Below are 17,485 nucleotides of genomic sequence, written 5' to 3'. Positions count from 1 at the left end.
GGAACCTGCCAAGCAGGTTGCTGCCATCCCGCGCCTGCTCGCGATCGCACGGCACCACGGTGGCCGGTTTGAATACGATAACGATTGTCGTTTACAGTCCGCGGCCGAAGCAGTGGCTGACACACGGAGGACGGCGATGGGTAGGCGACGGGCGAACGGGCTGGCCACGGCGGGGGCGGTGCTGGCGTTGACGGCCGCCTGCACCTCCGAAGGCACGGAACCGGTGGCGTCGCAGACGCTGCGGGTCGTCGGCCCGTTCGAGGTGCACAGCCTGGCCCCGGCCACCAGCGACGGCTTCTTCACGCGCCTGCAGGTCGTCGAGACCCTCGTGAGCAGCGACCTCCAGGGCGAGATCACGCCCGGACTCGCCACGTCGTGGGAGCCCGCCACCGACGGGCTGAGCTGGACCTTCGAGCTGCCGCAGGACGTGACCTTCCACGACGGGACGCCGCTGACGTCGGACGCCGTCGCCGCCTCGCTGGGCGCCGCCGCGGACGAGGCCGCCAGCCCCCTCGCCGACGTCCCGGTCGAGCAGGTCACCCCCGACGGCGACGCGGTCCGCGTCGACCTGGCGGAGCCCTTCCCGACGCTGCCCGCGGTGCTGACCCACTACAGCACCGCGGTCCTGGCGCCGGCGTCCTTCGACCCCGACGGCCACGTCACCGAGGTGATCGGCACCGGCCCGTACGAGGTGGCGGACGTCGAGCTGCCGGCGTCCATCGAGGTCAGCCGGGCCAGCACCTGGCGCGGCGACGCACCGGAGGTCGAGCGCATCGCGTTCCAGTCCGTCGGCCGGGCCGAGCAGCGCGCGCTGATGGCGACGAGCGGGCAGGCCGACGTCGTCTTCGGTCTCGAACCCGCCGGACGGCAGCGCGTGGAGGCGGCGGACGGGGTGCGGATGGAGTCCAGCCTGCAGCCCCGGACCCTGCTCATGAAGGTCAACACCCAGCACCCGGTGCTGTCCGACGTCAGGGTCCGCCAGGCGATCAGCCTGGCGCTGGACCGACCCGGGATGGCCGAGGCGGTGCTGCGGGAGGAGGACCTCGCCGCCACCCAGCTCCTGCCGCCGTCCCTCGCCGCCTGGCACCAGGACGAGGTGGAGCCGCTCACCCACGACCCGGCACGTGCGCAGCGGCTCCTCGCCGACGCCGGCTGGACCCCCGGGCCGGACGGCGTCCTGCAGCGGGACGGCCAGCCGCTGGCCCTGACGCTGACCACCTACCCCGACCGCGCCGAGCTGCCCGCCCTGGCCACCGCGATCCAGGCGGCGCTCAAGGACGTCGGCATCGACCTGACCGTGGACGTGACCAACTCCAGCGAGATCCCCTCCCGGCACCACGCCGGCACCCTCGAGCTCGGCCTGCTCGCCCGGCACTTCGCGCTCGTCGCCGACCCGCTCGTCACCGTCGCCGACACGTTCTCCCCCGAGGGGTCGGACTGGGGCGCGATGGGATGGAGCGACCCGCAGGTCACCGCCGCGATCGACGAGCTGCTGGCCGCGACGACCCCGGACGAGGGTGACGCACAGCGCGCCATCGTGATGACGGCGGCGCAGGAGCAGCTGCCGCTCGTGCCCGTCGCCTGGTACCGGATGAACGCCGCCGTGTCCGACCGGGTGGACGGTTTCGCGATGGACCCGCTGGAGCGCACCTGGCGGCTGTCCGAGGTCACCTGGGCGGACGACGCCACCGCGGACGGCCGCACGGGTGACGGCTCGTGAACGGCGGGCTCACGCCCCGCCGCGTGGTCGGGGTCCTCGGACGCCGGACCCTGCAGGCCCTGGGAGTGGCTCTCGCCGTCTCGGTGCTGTGCTTCGCCGTGGTCCGCCAGCTGCCCGGGGACGCCGCCTACCGGATCGCCGCGGGACGCTACGGCGACGACCTCGTCGACGCGGCCGCAGCCGACGCCGTCCGCGGCGAGCTCGGACTCGACCGGCCCGCGTGGCAGCAGCTCGGGGACTGGCTGCTGGCCGTCGCCCAGCTCGACCTCGGGCGCTCGCTGGTGACGTCCCGCCCGGTCCTCGAGGAGGTGTCGTACTACCTCTGGGGGACGCTGCAGCTCACCGCCGCCGCACTGGCGGTCGCCGTGGTCGTGGGCGTGACGGCGGGCCTGCTGGCGGCGCGCCGCCCCGGTGGCGTGCTCGACCGGCTGACGACGGCCTGGGTGGCCGTCGTGCGCGCGCTGCCGCCGTTCCTGCTCGGCCTGCTGCTCGTGCTGCTGCTGTCGGTGCAGCTGGGGCTGCTCCCCGCGGTCGGGCACGGGACGTCGTCCAGCATCGTCCTGCCCGCCCTCACCCTCGCCGCGGGCCTCTCGGGGCTCTTCGCCCGCGTCGCCAGGGACACGGCCGTGCAGGTCATGGCGTCCGACCAGGTGCGCTTCGCCCGGACGAAGGGCCTGGCGGAGCGGCTTGTCGTGGTCCGCCACGTGCTGCGCAACGCGGGCGTGGTGCTCCTCCCGTACGTCGGGGTGCAGGCCGTCGTCCTCGTCGAGGGGGTGGTGGTCGTGGAGAGCCTGTTCGCCTGGCCGGGGCTCGGTCACGCGCTCGTCCACGCGGTGTTCTGGCGCGACGTCCCGGTGCTGCAGGCGACCGCACTGGTGCTGGCGCTGCTCGTCGTCGCCGTCAACACCGTCGTCGACCTCGGCACCCTCGCGCTCGACCCGCGGCCGCGCCACCAGGGGGTGACGGCGTGAGCGTCGGCACCCGGCTGGCGCCGGAGACGTCGGCCGTCCCCGTCCGACGGCGTCGCCGGCCCGTCGCCCGGGCCGCCGCGGTGGTCGTCCTCGCCGCGATCGTGCTGTTCGCGCTGCTGGGCCCCCTGCTCCTGCCGGACCCCGCGGCGCAGGACCTGAGCCGCTACCTGGAGCCGCCCAGCGGGTCGGAGCCCCTCGGCCGGGACGACTACGGGCGCAGTGTGCTCGCTCGCCTCGCGCACGCCACCCGGCTGTCGCTCGCCGTCGCCGCGGCCAGCGTGGTCACCGCGCTCGCGCTCGGGACGGCGTCCGGTGTCGCCGCCGCCTGGTTCGGGGGGTGGGTCGACACCGTGCTGCGCGGGATGAGCGAGGTGCTGGTCGCGCTGCCGGCGCTGCTCGTCGTCCTCCTGTTCGCCGCGCTCGCCGCCGACGGCTCCGTGCTCAGCCTGTACGTCGGCCTGGCCCTCGTGCAGTGGGTGGAGTACTTCCGCGTCGTGCGCGTGCGGGCGGGGCTCGTGCTGGCGTCGCCCGCGGCCGAGGCCGCCCGGCTGCTGCGGCTCGGACCCGTCCACCTCCTGCGCCGGCACCTGTGGCCGGCGCTGAGCTCGGTGCTCACGACCCTCGCGGCGCTCGGCGCCGTCACCTGCGTGCTCGCCGTGTCCACGCTCGGGTTCATCAAGGTCGGCCTGCACCCCCCGCGCGCGGAGCTCGGGCTCATGGTCACCGAGGGGTTCGCCTTCTACGACGTCGCCCCGTGGATGTCGCTGGCGCCGGTCGTCGTCCTGTTCCTGCTCACGGTCAGCCTGCTCGGGCTGCGCCGCCCGGAGGTCGCGTCGTGAACGCCCTGCACCTGCACCACCTCACCGTCCGGCACGGCGGCGCCGTCCTCGTCGACGTCAGCGGCCTCGACGCCGAACCGGGGGTGCCCGTGACGGTTGTCGGCGAGAGCGGCTCGGGCAAGTCCCTGCTCGCGCACGCCGTCATGGGCACGATCGCCGACGAGCTGGACGTCGCGGGCGCGATGACCCTCGGTGGCGCGCGGCTGGACCTGGCGGACCGGTCGAACCGGCGACGGCTGTGGGGCCGGGAGCTGGCGATGCTGCCGCAGGAACCCGCGCTCGCCCTCGACCCGACGATGCGCGTGCTCGGTCAGGTCGCGGAGGGGGTGGCCGGGTTCCCGGCGCGGCGCGGCGCCGCGCTCCAGAAGGCGACGCGGGCACTCGGCCGGCTGGGGATGGCGCACACCGCGCGGTCCTGGCCGCACACCCTGTCCGGCGGCATGGCTCAGCGGGTCGCGTACGCGGCCGCCACGATCGGCGGGGCCAGGCTGCTCCTCGTCGACGAACCGACCAAGGGCCTGGACGCCGCGTCGCTCGACCGGCTCGCGGACCTCCTGCACGAGCACGTCGACGGCGGCGGGCTGCTCGTCACCATCACCCACGACCTCGGGCTGGCGCGGCGGCTCGGCGGCCAGGTGCTCGTCATGCGGGAGGCGGAGGTGGTCGAGCGCGGGCCCGCCGACCGGGTGCTCACCGCACCGGAGCACGAGTGGACGCGGCGGCTGCTCGCCGCCGAACCCGCCCGGTGGCGCAAGGCGTGGCAGCGTCCGGACCCGGTGGGTGATCACCCCCTCGACGGCGATCCCGTCGTCGTCGCGGACGCCGTGACGGCCGGGTACGGGGGCGAGCCGCTGTTCCGGGACCTGTCGCTGCAAGTGCGTCCGGGTGAGCGGTGGGCCGTCAGCGGACCCAGCGGTGTCGGCAAGTCGACCCTGGGGAACGTGCTCGTCGGCCTGCGCGAACCCGACACCGGCAGCGTGCGACGTCACCCGGGTCTCGACGGCGGGAAGGTGCAGAAGCTGTACCAGGACCCGGCGCTGTCGTTCCCGCCCGCGGTGACGCTCGGGACGGCCGTGCGGGACGTCGTCCGCCGGCACACCGTCCCGGCGGGGCGCCTCGAGGGCCTGATGGCGGAGGTGGGACTGCCGGCGTCTCTGCTGGCCCGTCGTCCGGGCCAGGTGTCTGGCGGCGAGCTGCAGCGCCTCGCCATCGTCCGGGCCATGCTGCTGCGGCCCGCGCTCGTGCTCGCCGACGAGGCGACCTCCCGGCTGGACCTGCTGACGCAGGAGCGGACCGTCGACTGCCTCATGGTCGAGGTCGCCGAGACCGGGTGCGCCCTGGTGGCCATCACGCACGACGAGGACCTCGCTCGGGCAGTCGCAGACCGGCACCTGCGGTTGACCGCGAGGTCGACGCAGGTGGAGGCGACCGGCGCGGTGCTGCTCACCGGCTGACGCCCGCGACTCGGCCGCTGACCGCGGGGGCCGGCGTGCGAGCCGGTCCCCCGCGCTCGTCGGCGTCACCCCAGCGGCTTGAAGGTCACCTGACCGCGGATGACGTGGTGACCGGAGGAGTCCACGGGGACGACACCCTTCGACATGCCGGTGTGCGCGTCCACGCCGCGGAACGACGCGAACACGTAGTCCAGCTTGCGGGCGGCACGCCCCTCGGGGTGCTCCGGGCTCGGCGGCTTGCTGTCCGTCGTGGGCTGCATGTCGCGGCACAGGCCGGTCCCGCAGTAGTCGTTGTCGCTCTGGTCGCCCTCCCAGAACTTGTCCGTGTCGGTCCCGCCACCCTGGACGCGGTAGAGCGGCTCGAGCTCGGAGGAGCTGGGCGTGGCGTTGAGGTCGCCGGTGAGGACGACCCGCCGGTCCCAGCCCACCCACGTGTTCACCACGTCGGTGATCGTGTTGACCTGCGCCGTGCGGTTGGCCTTGCCGTCGGGGGCGTCGTCGTAGCCGAGGGCCAGGTGGGTGGTGCAGACCCACGACTTCGCGATGCCGGACCCGGTGATCTCGGCGCAGAGCAACTTGAAGTCCCGGCCGCCGTAGCTGCCCAGGCTGTGCGTCGACGTGGCGCCCATCCCGCGCTTGGTGGCGATCGCGTTGCCCTTGGCGGTCCGCCCGTTCGTGACGGGGCACCGGGCGTTGCCGTCCTTCTGGGCCCGCCAGTGCACGGCCCAGCCGGCCGCGACGAGCTCGTTCTTCTGCGACTCGCACAGCTCCTGGAACGTGATGGCGTCCACGTCGCCCCAGGCCTGGGCCGCGTTGAGCGCCGCCTGGTGCCCGCCCATGTCGGTGTTGTGCTGGACGACCCTGAGCTTGTCGTCACCGGTCCCCGCCTGCGCGGCGGGCGCGGACGCCAGGGCGGCCAGGGCCAGGCCGGCGACGGTGGCGACCGCCCCCAGTCGTCGCGCACGCACCGTGCGCCGGGGTCGGTCGACGGTCGGGTGGTTCATCGGTTCTCCTCGTGCCAGGGACGGCGGTTCGCCGCTCGCCACCGATCCTGCGCCGAGGGTCGTCCGCGACGGACTGACGCGCCGCGTCCGGAACCTGCCCGGCAGGTTGCTGCACCGCGGAACCGGAGCTCGACTCGGCGCCCAGCCGTCGGTCGGTGGTTCAGGACCCCCGCGGACTGGCCCCTCGTGCCAGGGCATCGGGTCACGTGCGCGGCAGCCAGGTTGGCGTCGTCCTGGCCACGGGGCCCCGAACGACCAGCGGCACGGACAGGGCTCGACCGCAGCACCGAGAACGCGGTAGCGAGGTGGCCGCAGTCCCGGCCCGTAGTCGAGACGCGCGCCGACGAGGAGCGGGAGCGCGACCTGGCTCACCGACAGCAGGGCACCCGGGCAGCCGAAGACCGCGTCGTGCGGGTGCGGCTCCTCGGCGGTGAACTCCCAGGCACTCCCGCTGCAGCCGCCTGACCGGACGTCGATTCGCACGGAGCCACCGGCGGCGCCCAGCTGCTCGACGGCTGCCGGTGACACCGGGAACGGCGGCCAGGTCGTCTCGTCGCTGCTCACGCGTCCGTCCTAGCGGTCGGGTCCGACGGTGGTTCACGGGCCCGGCGCTCGTCGGGGAGTGAAGGGACGGCGTTGCTGCGAAACGACCGTCTTTCCTGTGTCCTCGTGTCACACTCAGCGCCCCACTGAGGAACGAGGTCACCGATGCAGGACTCCGCGCCGATCGCCGTCGGGCTGCCGATCGCGCTCGCGATCATCATGTTCGGGCTGGGCCTGTCCCTGACGGTCGGCGACTTCCGGGCGGTCGCCCGCTCGCCGAAGGCCGTCGCCGTCGCGCTCGTCCTGCAGGTGCTGGTGCTGCCGGTGGTGGCGTTCGGGCTCGTCACCGTGTTCGACCTCGACCCGCTGCTGGCCGTCGGGGTGATGCTGCTCGCCGCGTCACCGGGTGGGACGACGGCGAACCTGTTCAGCCACCTTTTCCGCGGGGACGTCGCCCTCAACGTGACGCTCACCGCTGTGAACTCGGTGCTCGCGGCGTTCACCATCCCGTTGATCACGAATCTGGCGATCACCCACTTCGGCGCCGCGGGCGAGCTCGGCCTGCAGACCGGCAAGGTCATGCAGGTGGTGGCGATCGTGCTCGTCCCCGTAGCGGTCGGCATGCTGGTCCGCAACCGCTCGGCGGCGTTCGCGGCGCGCTCGGACAAGCCGGTGCGGATCTTCTCCATCGTGGTGCTGGTGGTCGTCGCCGTGGGCGCGCTCCTCGGTGAGCGGGACAACCTCGCCGACTACCTGCGGCAGGTGGGGCTGGTCACCGGGCTGTTCTGCGTGGCCAGCCTCGGCATCGGCTACACCGGTGCGCGACTGCTGCGGCTCGGCGAACGGCAGGCCATCGCCACGTCCATGGAGATCGGCATCCACAACACGACCGTGGCGCTCACGATCGCCCTCAGCGTCCTGGAGAGCACGCAGGTCGCCGTCCCATCAGCCGTCTACTCGATCCTCATGTACGTGTTGGCGACCGCCTTCGGGTTCCTCATCACCCGCGACCAGCGCACCCCCGACCGGACGACGGAACCGCAGCTGCAGCGCTGAGACCACGCCGCTCACGTTTCGTCGGGCGGCGGACTCGACCGATCGGCGGCAGTCGACGTGCAGTCACCTGGCACAGACATAACGCGCCGCGTTATGCTCGCCGCGTGATCGTGTCGTTCCGTGACGCTGCCACGGAGCGGCTCTGGTCACGTCAGCGCGTGAAGGGCCTGGATCCTCGGATCCAGCGGACGGCTCTTCGCAAGCTGGCGATGCTGGACGCCGCCCACGCACTCGACGACCTTCGGGTCCCTCCAGGAAACCGCCTGGAAGCGCTCAAGGGCGATCGGACAGGGCAGCACAGCATCCGCATCAACCAGCAGTGGCGGATCTGCTTCATCTGGACCGCAGCAGGACCCCAGGACGTCGAGATCGTGGACTACCACTGAAGGAGGGAGTAATCCGATGGACATCATGACGCCTATCCACCCCGGCGAGGTCCTCCTCGAGGAGTTCCTCGAGCCGCTGGGTGTCAGTCAGCACCACCTGGCGGTCTCGATCGGGGTGCCGCCACGGCGGATCAACGAGATCGTGCACGGCAAGCGGCGTGTCACGGCCGACACGGCGCTGCGCCTGTCCCGGTACTTCGGAACCTCCGACCGGTTCTGGCTCAATCTCCAGACCCGGTTCGACCTGGAGGTGGAGAAGGACCACCTGGGTTCCGCCCTCGACCAGATCCAGCCCCTGCAGAGCGCCTGAAGAGCTGCGCCTCGGCCCCGAACGTGCCGGCGCCTGTGCGACATGGGGCCGTTCTTACAAGATCGAGTACATGGCGACAATGGGGCCCAGACCCTAGCCGCCCTGAGCCATGTCGACGAACCGCGAGTAGTGGCCCTGGAAGGCGACGACGATCGTGTCGGTCGGGCCATTGCGGTGCTTGGCGACGATGAAGTCGGCCTCGCCCGCACGGGGCGACTCGCGCTCGTAGGCGTCCTCGCGGTGCAGGAGGATCACCATGTCCGCGTCCTGCTCGATACTTCCACTTTCACGTAGATCAGACATGGCGGGACGCTTATCCGTCCGCTGCTCAGGCCCACGGTTGAGCTGCGAGATCGCGATGACCGGCACCTCGAGCTCCTTGGCGAGGAGCTTGAGGGCGCGGGAGAACTCGGAGACCTCCTGCTGGCGGGACTCGACGCGCTTGCCGGACGTCATCAGCTGCAGGTAGTCGATGATCACGAGCTTGAGGTCGTGCCGCTGCTTGAGGCGCCGGCACTTCGCCCGGATCTCCATCAGCGACATGTTCGGGCTGTCGTCGATGAACAGCGGCGCCTCGCTGACCCGCCCCATGGTCCGGGCCAGCCGGGTCCAGTCCTCCTCGCGCATCGTGCCCTTGCGCATGTGCTGCAGCGACACCGTCGCCTCGGCGGAGAGGAGCCGCATCGTGATCTCGTTGCGGCCCATCTCCAGGGAGAAGATGACCGACGTCATCCCGTTCTTGATCGACGCCGACCGCGCGATGTCCAGTCCGACGGTCGAGTTGTGCGTCGGGATCATCGATCGCGTCGCGAGGTACAGGTGGGTCGGGTGGTCGATCTCCACGCACCGGACCGGGACGCTGTCGACCCGCCGTACGGAGACCAGACGACGGACGGCCGCGAACCGCCGTTCGCCCCGCGCCTGCTTGTGGGCCAGCTGCTTGGACGGGGCGCGGAACACGTCGTCGTCCGAGGCGATGCGCAGGGCGCTTCCGTCACTCGTCACGACGCACCCGAGGCCGTGCGCGAGTTCCGCGACCACCGCCTCGACGGCACCGGCCGGCGCGACCCGCACCAGGCCGTCGTCCTGGACCTCACCGAGGACGTCGAGCAGACCGGCCAGGGCGTCCTGGCGCTGCGCCACCGACCCGCGCAGGTACGCCGGCACCCCGGCACCGTCTGCTGCACCGTCCCACCCGGAGCCCTCGGCAAACGCGCGCACCTCAGGGTCGACCGAACCACCGGCCGCCACGGCCGCCGCGACCCCCGCGGCGTACGGGGCCGACGACCGAGCCACGCCGGCCAGGTCGAGCGGACGGGCCACCGGGACCAGGTGCTTGTCACCGATCGAGTCGGCGACCTGCCCGGTCGTCCGGATCGCCGCCACACCGGCCGCTTCGGTCAGCCACTGGTGCTGCTCGTCGGCGACGACGGTCGTCCCGTCGTCGAACACCACCTCGTAGCAGGGCCGGTCGGTCATCACCTCGGTGGCGGCGACCACCCGGGTCGGGGTCCCGTCGGCGGCGAGCAGCTCGTCGCCGACCACGACCTCGCCCATCGTCGTCCAGCCGGTCGGCGTCGGCAGGGGCGTGTCGAGCGCGAGCGCCTTGCCGATCGCCGGGCGCGCGGCGATGACGATCATCTGACCGGGGTGCAGGCCGTTGGTGAGCTGGTCGAGGTCGGCGAACCCGGTGGGGACGCCGATCATCCCGTCACCGCGGTGGCTGGACGCCTCGATCTCGTCGATGGTGCCCTCGATGACCTCGCCGAGGGGCACGTAGTCCTCGGTGGTCTTGCGCTCGCTGACCGCGTACACCTCGGCCTGGGCGGTGTTGACGATCTCGTCGACGTCTCCGCCGGACGCGGCGTACCCGAGCTGCACGATCTTCGTCCCGGCCTCGACGAGACGGCGCAGGACAGCCCGCTCGCGGACGATCTCGGCGTAGTAGCCGGCGTTCGCGGCGGTCGGCACCGACGAGATGAGCGTGTGCAGGTAGGCGGCGCCGCCGACCCGGCCGAGCTCGCCGCGCTTGGTCAGCTCGGCGGCGACGGTGACGGCGTCCGCGGGCTCACCGCGCCCGTACAGGTCGAGGACGGCGTCGTAGACGAGCTCGTGCGCGGGCCGGTAGAAGTCGTTGCCGCGCAAGACCTCGACGACGTCGGCGATCGCGTCCTTGCTGAGCATCATCCCGCCGAGCACGGACTGCTCCGCGGCGACGTCCTGCGGCGGGGTGCGGCCGAGGTCCTCCGACGGCGGACCGGAGGTCTCGTACTCGTTCAGGTCCGCGACGCTCAACCGGCCCTCCCCTGCTCCCGCTGCCCGACGCGACCCGGTGGCCGCTCGAACAGGTGTCTACACGCCTGCCCCGACAAGCCACCCCGCCCGTCCGGCGCCCCCGCGGACCGGGACGAGCAGCAGGACGCTAGGTCCTCCCCCCGCGTGTCTCCAAGCCGCTCCGTCCACACCGCCTGTGGACAACCGGTGGACCGGTGTGGACCCACGCACGGATCTTGTCCACAGGCTGGGGAGAGCGTTGTGGACGGTGACGGTTCGTCGTCCACCGCTCACGCCTGTGACGTGCGACGACGGCGTCCACCGGTTGTGGACGACGAAAAAACTTCACCGGCCGTCCACCCGTTGGCCCTGGCGTCCGCTGGCCGGCGCCGCCCGGTAGAACAGCGGACGTGACGGAGGACGAGCGGACGGCGGCGGCCACCGGGCCCGGCCGTCGGCGTCGCCGGCCGCGCCTGCCGGACGAGGACCGGCGCATCCTGCGGCTCGCCGTCCCGGCGTTCGCCGCGCTCGTCGCCGAACCCCTGTTCCTGCTCGCCGACTCCGCGATCGTCGGCCACCTCGGCACCCTGCCGCTCGCCGGGCTCGGTGTCGCCGCCCAGGTGCTCGCCACCGCCGTGGGGGTGTTCGTCTTCCTCGCCTACGGCACCACGGCGGCCGTCGCCCGCCGCCTCGGCGCCGGTGACGTCCGCGGGGCCCTGGCCCAGGGCGTCGACGGCCTGTGGCTGGCCGCCGCGCTCGGCACCGCCACCGCCGTCGCCGGGTGGTTCGCCGCGCCGGCGCTCGTCGACGCGCTCGGCGCCTCCGCGGCGAGCCACCCGTACGCCGTCAGCTACCTGCGCTGGTCCCTGCCCGGGCTGCCCGGGATGCTCGTCGTCCTGGCCGCCACCGGTGTGCTCCGCGGGCTGCAGGACACCGGCACGCCCCTGGTCGTCGCCGTCGCCGGCGCCACCGCGAACGTCGGGCTCAACTACGCCCTCGTGCACGGCGCCGGGATGGGGATCGCCGGTTCCGGCCTGGGGACGTCGATCGCCCAGCTCGCGATGGCCGTCGCGCTGCTCGCCGTGGTCGTCCGCGGCGCCCGCCGGCACGGCTCACCGCTGCGCCCGGACCTGCCGGGTATCCGCGCGGCCGGTCGCTCCGGCGTCCCCCTCGTCGTCCGCACCCTGTCGCTGCGCGGCATCCTGCTGGTCACCACGTTCGTCGCGGCCCGGCAGGGGGACACCGCGCTCGCCGCCCACCAGGTGGTCTTCACCCTGTGGACGTTCGGGGTGTTCGCTCTCGACGCCATCGCCATCGCCGGGCAGGCCATCACCGGCCACGCCCTGGGAGCCGGGGACGTCGCCGGCACCCGCGCGGCGACCCGCCGCATGGTCCGGTGGGGCGTCGGGTCGGCGGTCGTCCTCGGCGGCGTGTGGCTGCTCGGGCGCGACGTCATCCCGCCGCTGTTCACGCCCGACCCGGACGTGCGCGCCGCGATCGCGGCCGCCCTCGTCGTCGTCGCGCTCACCCAGCCGCTCGCGGGGTACGTGTTCGTCCTCGACGGCGTGCTCATCGGCGCCGGGGACGCCACCTACCTCGCCGCCGCCGGCGCCCTGGTGCTGCTGGCGTACCTGCCGCTGGCCGCGGCGGTGCTCGCCCTGGCCCCCGGTGGGACGACGGGCCTGGTGTGGTCGTGGGCGGCATTCACCGGCGGGTTCATGGCGGTGCGCGCCGTGACGCTGTGGTGGCGCGAGCGCTCCGACGCGTGGCTGGTCACCGGCGCGCACCGCTGACCCTGCGCGTCGAGGCACCGGACGGCGCTCACGGGCGACGGCGGTCCGGCTCCAGCACCTCCAGCAGGTCCCGCAGGCACGAGTACCCGCCCGGCCGCGGACCCGAGCAGCGGACCGCCTGGTCGTCCATCGCCGCCAGCAGCCGCTGCTGGCTCGTCGCCGAGAGCGTCCACCCCAGCGGCGGCTCCACCGCCGGTCGCGTCCGCGGCGCGACGACGACCACACCGCCGGGGAGCTGGTCGCGCAGCTCCCGGACGGCGGCGTCGCAGCGGGCCGCCGCGCCGCGGCCCTCCTGGACCGGCGCCGCCAGCACGGGTGCCGGACACGGGTCCGCCAGCGCCCCCGCGGCCCGCTGCAGCCACGTCGCGTCGTCCACCTGCAGGTCCCGGGCCCGCAGCCCCGCCGCCGGCACCAGCGGCTCCGGGGCCAGGTCGGCGGCGGGGACGGCGAGGTCGGCGCGGTTGGCGTTCTGCAGGTAGACCACGACCGGGACGACGACCGGCCCGTCCGCCGCGAGCGCCCGGACGTTGTGCGCGCGCACCGCGTCCAGCAGGTCGGGGGCGAGGTCCGCGAGGGTGCCGACGCCCGAGCCCTCCGCGTACCCGCCGTCGACGAGCTGCATGTCGGGACGCCGGGAGCAGTCCAGCACGGGCCCGTCGGGCAGCACCTGCTCCGTGGGCGGCACGCGCCCGGCGGGGGTCACGGTCGGGAACCGCGCGGACAGCATCGACGCCGTCGCCCAGGTGACGTGCGGCGCGCACACCCCGTACGTCGTGCGCAGGTCCAGGGTCGCCGGTGGCAGGCCGGTCAGCGCCCGGCACCGCGGTTGTCCCCGGCCGGCGACGTCGACGACCAGGGCGTCGGCGCGGACCCTCTCCGGGGTGCGCACGTCAGCCTGGGAGACGAGCACGCGGCAGCCGAGGCCGGCGGCCGCCGAGCTCAGCACGAGCGCGCCACCGGCCCCGTCGACGTCCGCGGTGAACGGGTCGGACAGGCCGGGTGCCTGCTCCTCCCACGTCGTCTCGATGAGCCCGGCGCGGTCGAGCCACCGGCCGTCACCGTCCAGACCGGGGACCCGCAGGCCGGCGCCGCCTCCGAGGGTGTCGCCGACGAGGAGCCCCGCGATGGCGGAGGCCAGCGCGTCGGGCGCCGCGAGGTCGCGGGCCGCGGAGACCGGTTCGTCCCCGCGGCCCAGCGCCAGGCCGACGGACCCGCCGCTGACCCCGCTGGAGAGCGCGACGGCGTGCGTGGCGCAGGGCCCCTCGGCTCGCAGCCGCGCCAGGGCGGCCGCCGTCCACGTCGTCGCGCGGATCCCGCCGCCCTGGGCGGCGACGACGACCATCGGCCGCACGGTGACCGGTCCGGCGGGCGTGGTGACGGTGCGGTCGCACGCGCCGCTGCGGGCCACCCAGTCGTCGACGACCTCCGTCAGCGCAGGGCGGTCGTCGACGAGCCGGGGGTCCTGGACGCCGTGCACGGCGCCCGGTGGCAGCGGCAGCGCCCGCACCGCGTGCAGGTCGGGGTCACCGCCGAACAGGCTGTTGACCAGCGGCACGGTGAGCAGCAGCGCGATGACGGGGTTCGCCTCGAGGCGCAGCAGCCGGAAGACCGCCAGCGGCTGCTGGTGCTGCAGGTGCACCTGGAGGTACCCGACGATGACGACCCACGCACCGATCACCGCCTCGACCGTCCCGACGACGCCCAGCCACGGCGGGAGGGTGGACGGCCACAGCAGGATCGCGACCAGCACCGCGAGCGCGAGGAGCCACAGGGTCAGCGGCAGCCCGCGCAGGACGCCCGTCCGCGGGCGGTCCCGTGGACGGTCCGGCCGCAGCACCCGCACCGCGGTGGCGACCGGGCCGGTGGGGACCTCGGCGTCGGGCCCCGCGTCGGCGGGCGTCCGGCGGTCCACCCAGGACATGAGGCGCCGGACGGCGGGCAGGGAGAGCGCTGCCAGCGCGGCGCCCGTGCCCCACAGCAGCAGCTGGAGCGACCAGGAGCCCCAGTCGCCCTCCGGGCCGGTGACGACGGGTGCGGTGAAGGACCGCAGCAGGCCGAGACCCGCCGCGGCGGGCACGCAGGCCGCGAGCAGGTCCCCGAGCCACCAGACCCGCCGGGCCCTGCCGAGGTCGCGGACGCGGCGGGGTGGCACCGGACGTGGCGGCCGCCACCGGTGCAGCGCCCACGACGTGGCCCACAGCGCGACCGGGAGCACGACGGGCACCACCAGCAGCTGCGCGTCCACGAGGTGCCGGCCGGCCGTCGCGGCCAGCGCCGCGGCCCCGACCAGGACGAGCGCGGGGCCGACCAGCCACCACCGCGAGGGCGGCGCCGGCTCGGTCGGACGGCGCAGCACGTGGGTGGCCCACGCACGCTCGGCGCGCAACCGCCCCAGCACGAGGAGCTGCCCGGTCACCAGGACCATCAGCGCGAGCGCGACGACGAGGTGGCGCCGGCTCTGCGGGTCGGGATCGGCCCATCGGCGCTGGACGTCGGGCAGCTGGTCCCAGATGTCCGGCAGCGGCACGATCGACAGGACGGTCAGGACGAGGACGACGAGCAGCGACAGCCGCTGGTACCAGACGGCCCTGGCACCGGAGCGCAGCGCACCGGCGGCCCTGCCGCGCAGCCCGTCGTGCCGGAAGGCCGCGACGACCAGCACCGTGACCGCTGCCCACTTGCCGCTGGTGGCGGAGGCGAGCGGCAGCCGGAGCCAGGGCGCCGTCCCGCCGGCGAGCAGGGCGGCGGCCCCGGTGAGGAGCCCGACCGCCTCGGCGACCTCGAAGCCGACGAGAACGACCAGGGCGCGTCGCGCGACCCGGCTGGCCGCGACACGGCGTCGCAGCAGGGTCCAGTAGGCCAGGACGAGGACCACGTCGGCGACGACGTGGGCCAGCACGGCGGCGGCGACGGTCCCCGTCCACTCGCTCGCCTGCCAGACGGCCCAGGCGCGCCCGTCGCCGGCGACCGCCAGCGGGCCGACGAGGTCGGTCAGCGAGCGGCTCTCACCCCGTGGCGTGATCGCCCCGGTCACGAGCCGGTCGACCTCGCCGAGGACGACACCGGCACCGAGCAGGGCGAGGAGGGCGAGACCGGTGCGCACCGGCAGCCGCGGTGGGTCCTGCGCGGTGTCGGTCACGTCGTCCCCCTGCCGGTCGCGCCCCGCGACGTCACGCGGCGCCGGTGTTCCACGTGAACCCAAGCGCATGCGGTGCAGCGCGTCCAGACGCACCGCGGCCCGTCCCCTGGTCGGGGACGGGCCGCGGGCGAACGCCGTTCGGCGCCGGATAGAGCGTCAGGCGGGGACGACCTCGAGGTCGACCGCGGCCTGGACGTCGGCGTGCAGGCGCACGTGCACCTGGTAGCTGCCGACGGTCTTGATCGGCTGGGCGATCTCGATCTTGCGCTTGTCGACGTCGACGCCCTTGGCGGCCTTGACCGCCTCGGCGACGTCACCGGGGGTGACGGCACCGAAGAGGCGGCCACTGGCACCGGCGTTGACGGTCAGGGTCACGCTGTCGCCCTCGAGGCGCGACTTGACCTGCTGCGCCTCGTCGAGGGTGGCGATCTCGCGGGACTGGCGGGCCTTGCGGATCGAGTCGACCTGCTTCTGGCCGCCCTTGGTCCAGGCCGTGGCCAGACCGCGGGGGACGAGGTAGTTGCGGGCGTACCCGTCCTTCACCTCGACGACGTCACCGGGGGTCCCGAGGCCGGAGACCTCCTGGGTCAGGATGAGCTTCATTGTCCGGTCCCCTCTCAGCGGGCCGAGCTCGAGTACGGCAGCAGGGCCATCTCACGGGCGTTCTTGATCGCCTTGGCGAGCTGCCGCTGCTGCTGCACGGACACCCCGGTCACACGGCGCGCGCGGATCTTGCCCCGGTCCGACACGAACTTCCGCAGCAGGGCGGTGTCCTTGTAGTCGATGTAGGTGATCTTCGCTGCCTTGAGCGGGTTCTGCTTCTTCTTCGGCTTGCGCACAGCTGGCTTAGCCATCGTGGAGCTCCTCCTTCGGGAGCCCGGGTCCTGCTGTGGAGGTACCCGGGATGGGGTTGTCTCGTCTCTGGTCGGACGCCGTCAGGTCGTTCGACGGCGTCCCGTGGTCCCCTCGGGGACCGTCAGCGGCTCAGAACGGCGGGTCGTCGTTGAACGACCCACCACCCCAGCCGCCCTGCTGGCCGCCACCGCCGGCGGACGGGCCGGTCGCCCACGGGTCGTCGGCCTGCTGGCCACCGCCCTGCTGACCGCCCCAGCCGCCACCCTGCTGGCCGCCCTGCTGACCGCCGTAGCCACCCTGGCCGCCGCCCTGCTGCTGGCCGCCGAAGCCGCCTCCCCCCCGGGAGGTCTTGTTGACCTTCGCGGTGGCGTAGCGCAGCGACGGGCCGATCTCGTCGACGTCGAGCTCGACGACCGTGCGCTTCTCGCCCTCCTTCGTCTCGAAGGAGCGCTGCTTGAGCCGGCCCTGGACGATGACGCGCGACCCGCGGGTGAGGGACTCGGCGACGTTCTCCGCCGCGTCGCGCCACACCGAGCACCGCATGAACAGCGCCTCGCCGTCCTTCCACTCGTTCGTCTGGCGGTCGAACGTGCGGGGCGTGCTGGCCACGGTGAAGTTGGCCACCGCGGCACCGGACGGCGTGAACCGCAGCTCCGGGTCGGCGGTCAGGTTGCCGACGATCGTGATGACGGTCTCGCCTGCCATGCGGGTCTCTCCTCAGCTGGTCTGCGGGGGTTGGTGCGCCGGGACGCTAGCCCGGTGCACCGACGGCGGGTGGAGTCCGCGTCAGCGGGTCTCCGGGCGGATCAGCTTGGTGCGCAGCACCGACTCGTTGAGGTTGAGCTGGCGGTCGAGCTCCTTGGCGGTCGCCGGCTCGGCCTTCATGTCGACCACCGCGTAGATCCCCTCGGACCGCTTGGCGATGTCGTAGGCCAGCCGGCGCTTGCCCCAGATGTCGACCTTGTCGACGGAGCCGCCGTCCTTGCGGACGACGTCCAGGAACTTGTCGAGCGACGGGGCGACGGTGCGCTCCTCGAGCTCGGGGTCGAGGATGATCATCATCTCGTAGTGACGCATGCGGTACCCACCTCCTCTGGACTCGGCGGTCACGGTCTCTCCGTGACAGGAGGGTTGATGCATC

At 73.7% G+C, this 17,485-nt stretch carries 15 protein-coding genes; 8 read left to right on the top strand and 7 right to left on the bottom strand.

The window, feature by feature from the left end; translation table 11 throughout:
- The first annotated feature begins 136 nt into the window (after nt 1–136).
- From ACYVQV_RS04480 to ACYVQV_RS04465, 4 genes are read left to right on the top strand one after another with little or no spacing between them, the layout of a single operon-like run.
- Nucleotides 137–1,720, top strand: coding sequence for an ABC transporter substrate-binding protein (locus ACYVQV_RS04480; protein WP_461022058.1), 1,584 nt, complete (start codon nt 137–139; stop codon nt 1,718–1,720).
- Nucleotides 1,717–2,691 carry an ABC transporter permease gene (locus tag ACYVQV_RS04475; protein WP_461022057.1) on the top strand — a complete coding sequence of 325 codons (975 nt, stop codon included), beginning with the start codon at nt 1,717–1,719 and terminating at the stop codon, nt 2,689–2,691. Before ACYVQV_RS04480 ends, ACYVQV_RS04475 begins: the two co-directional genes overlap by 4 nt.
- Nucleotides 2,688–3,530, top strand: coding sequence for an ABC transporter permease (locus tag ACYVQV_RS04470; RefSeq protein WP_461022056.1), 843 nt, complete (start codon nt 2,688–2,690; stop codon nt 3,528–3,530). The genes ACYVQV_RS04475 and ACYVQV_RS04470 overlap by 4 nt, the downstream gene beginning before the upstream one ends.
- Nucleotides 3,527–4,984: an ABC transporter ATP-binding protein gene (locus tag ACYVQV_RS04465; RefSeq protein WP_461022055.1), complete on the top strand. Its 1,458-nt coding sequence runs from the start codon at nt 3,527–3,529 to the stop codon at nt 4,982–4,984. The genes ACYVQV_RS04470 and ACYVQV_RS04465 overlap by 4 nt, the downstream gene beginning before the upstream one ends.
- A gap of 65 nt (nt 4,985–5,049) precedes the next feature.
- Here the strand turns inward: ACYVQV_RS04465 and ACYVQV_RS04460 are convergent, their stop codons facing one another.
- Entirely contained in the window at nt 5,050–5,988 is a 939-nt protein-coding gene (locus ACYVQV_RS04460) for an endonuclease/exonuclease/phosphatase family protein (RefSeq protein ID WP_461022054.1), read from the bottom strand.
- A gap of 708 nt (nt 5,989–6,696) precedes the next feature.
- On the opposite strand from ACYVQV_RS04460, the gene ACYVQV_RS04455 reads away from it, so the two are divergent.
- From ACYVQV_RS04455 to ACYVQV_RS04445, 3 genes are all read left to right on the top strand, one after another.
- Nucleotides 6,697–7,587: a bile acid:sodium symporter family protein gene (locus ACYVQV_RS04455; RefSeq protein WP_461022053.1), complete on the top strand. Its 891-nt coding sequence runs from the start codon at nt 6,697–6,699 to the stop codon at nt 7,585–7,587.
- Between the two features lie 104 nt (nt 7,588–7,691).
- A complete protein-coding gene (locus ACYVQV_RS04450; RefSeq protein WP_461022052.1) occupies nt 7,692–7,973 on the top strand; it encodes a type II toxin-antitoxin system RelE/ParE family toxin in 282 nt (93 codons plus the stop codon).
- Nucleotides 7,974–7,989: 16 nt separating this feature from the next.
- Entirely contained in the window at nt 7,990–8,283 is a 294-nt protein-coding gene (locus ACYVQV_RS04445; RefSeq protein ID WP_461022051.1) for a HigA family addiction module antitoxin, read from the top strand.
- A 93-nt stretch (nt 8,284–8,376) separates the two neighbouring features.
- Here ACYVQV_RS04445 and dnaB read toward each other — a convergent pair whose 3' ends face one another.
- Complete coding sequence (gene dnaB / locus ACYVQV_RS04440) at nt 8,377–10,578, bottom strand: replicative DNA helicase (protein ID WP_461022050.1); 2,202 nt, start codon at nt 10,576–10,578, stop codon at nt 8,377–8,379.
- A 389-nt stretch (nt 10,579–10,967) separates the two neighbouring features.
- Between dnaB and ACYVQV_RS04435 the strand changes: the two genes are divergently transcribed.
- The gene (locus tag ACYVQV_RS04435; RefSeq protein WP_461022049.1) at nt 10,968–12,350 is read left to right on the top strand and encodes an MATE family efflux transporter; all 1,383 of its coding nucleotides are present in this window, start codon (nt 10,968–10,970) and stop codon (nt 12,348–12,350) included.
- Between the two features lie 28 nt (nt 12,351–12,378).
- Here ACYVQV_RS04435 and ACYVQV_RS04430 read toward each other — a convergent pair whose 3' ends face one another.
- The 5 genes from ACYVQV_RS04430 to rpsF all read right to left on the bottom strand — a co-directional run bounded on the left by ACYVQV_RS04430 (nt 12,379) and on the right by rpsF (nt 17,421).
- The gene (locus ACYVQV_RS04430; protein ID WP_461022048.1) at nt 12,379–15,489 is read right to left on the bottom strand and encodes a hypothetical protein; all 3,111 of its coding nucleotides are present in this window, start codon (nt 15,487–15,489) and stop codon (nt 12,379–12,381) included.
- 156 nt (nt 15,490–15,645) lie between these two features.
- Nucleotides 15,646–16,092: a 50S ribosomal protein L9 gene (gene rplI, locus ACYVQV_RS04425; RefSeq protein WP_461022047.1), complete on the bottom strand. Its 447-nt coding sequence runs from the start codon at nt 16,090–16,092 to the stop codon at nt 15,646–15,648.
- 14 nt (nt 16,093–16,106) lie between these two features.
- Entirely contained in the window at nt 16,107–16,343 is a 237-nt protein-coding gene (gene rpsR / locus ACYVQV_RS04420; protein ID WP_461022046.1) for a 30S ribosomal protein S18, read from the bottom strand.
- Between the two features lie 130 nt (nt 16,344–16,473).
- Nucleotides 16,474–17,049 carry a single-stranded DNA-binding protein gene (locus tag ACYVQV_RS04415; protein ID WP_461022045.1) on the bottom strand — a complete coding sequence of 192 codons (576 nt, stop codon included), beginning with the start codon at nt 17,047–17,049 and terminating at the stop codon, nt 16,474–16,476.
- A gap of 81 nt (nt 17,050–17,130) precedes the next feature.
- Nucleotides 17,131–17,421 (bottom strand): 30S ribosomal protein S6, encoded by a 291-nt coding sequence (rpsF, locus tag ACYVQV_RS04410; RefSeq protein WP_461022044.1) that lies wholly within the window; start codon nt 17,419–17,421, stop codon nt 17,131–17,133.
- Nucleotides 17,422–17,485: the final 64 nt, after the last annotated feature.

It is taken from the genome of Thalassiella azotivora, assembly GCF_054781695.1.
Note: the sequence above shows the minus strand (reverse complement) of the source record. Positions and strands in the feature narration are given on the sequence as shown.

Excerpts from the sequence above, each read along its gene's own strand:
- rplI (WP_461022047.1), bottom strand. The coding sequence starts at position 16,092 with ATGAAGCTCATCCTGACCCAGGAGGTCTCCGGCCTCGGGACCCCCGGT.
- ACYVQV_RS04445 (WP_461022051.1), top strand. The coding sequence starts at position 7,990 with ATGGACATCATGACGCCTATCCACCCCGGCGAGGTCCTCCTCGAGGAG.
- ACYVQV_RS04455 (WP_461022053.1), top strand. The coding sequence starts at position 6,697 with ATGCAGGACTCCGCGCCGATCGCCGTCGGGCTGCCGATCGCGCTCGCG.
- ACYVQV_RS04480 (WP_461022058.1), top strand. The coding sequence starts at position 137 with ATGGGTAGGCGACGGGCGAACGGGCTGGCCACGGCGGGGGCGGTGCTG.
- ACYVQV_RS04415 (WP_461022045.1), bottom strand. The coding sequence starts at position 17,049 with ATGGCAGGCGAGACCGTCATCACGATCGTCGGCAACCTGACCGCCGAC.
- ACYVQV_RS04460 (WP_461022054.1), bottom strand. The coding sequence starts at position 5,988 with ATGAACCACCCGACCGTCGACCGACCCCGGCGCACGGTGCGTGCGCGA.
- rpsR (WP_461022046.1), bottom strand. The coding sequence starts at position 16,343 with ATGGCTAAGCCAGCTGTGCGCAAGCCGAAGAAGAAGCAGAACCCGCTC.
- rpsF (WP_461022044.1), bottom strand. The coding sequence starts at position 17,421 with ATGCGTCACTACGAGATGATGATCATCCTCGACCCCGAGCTCGAGGAG.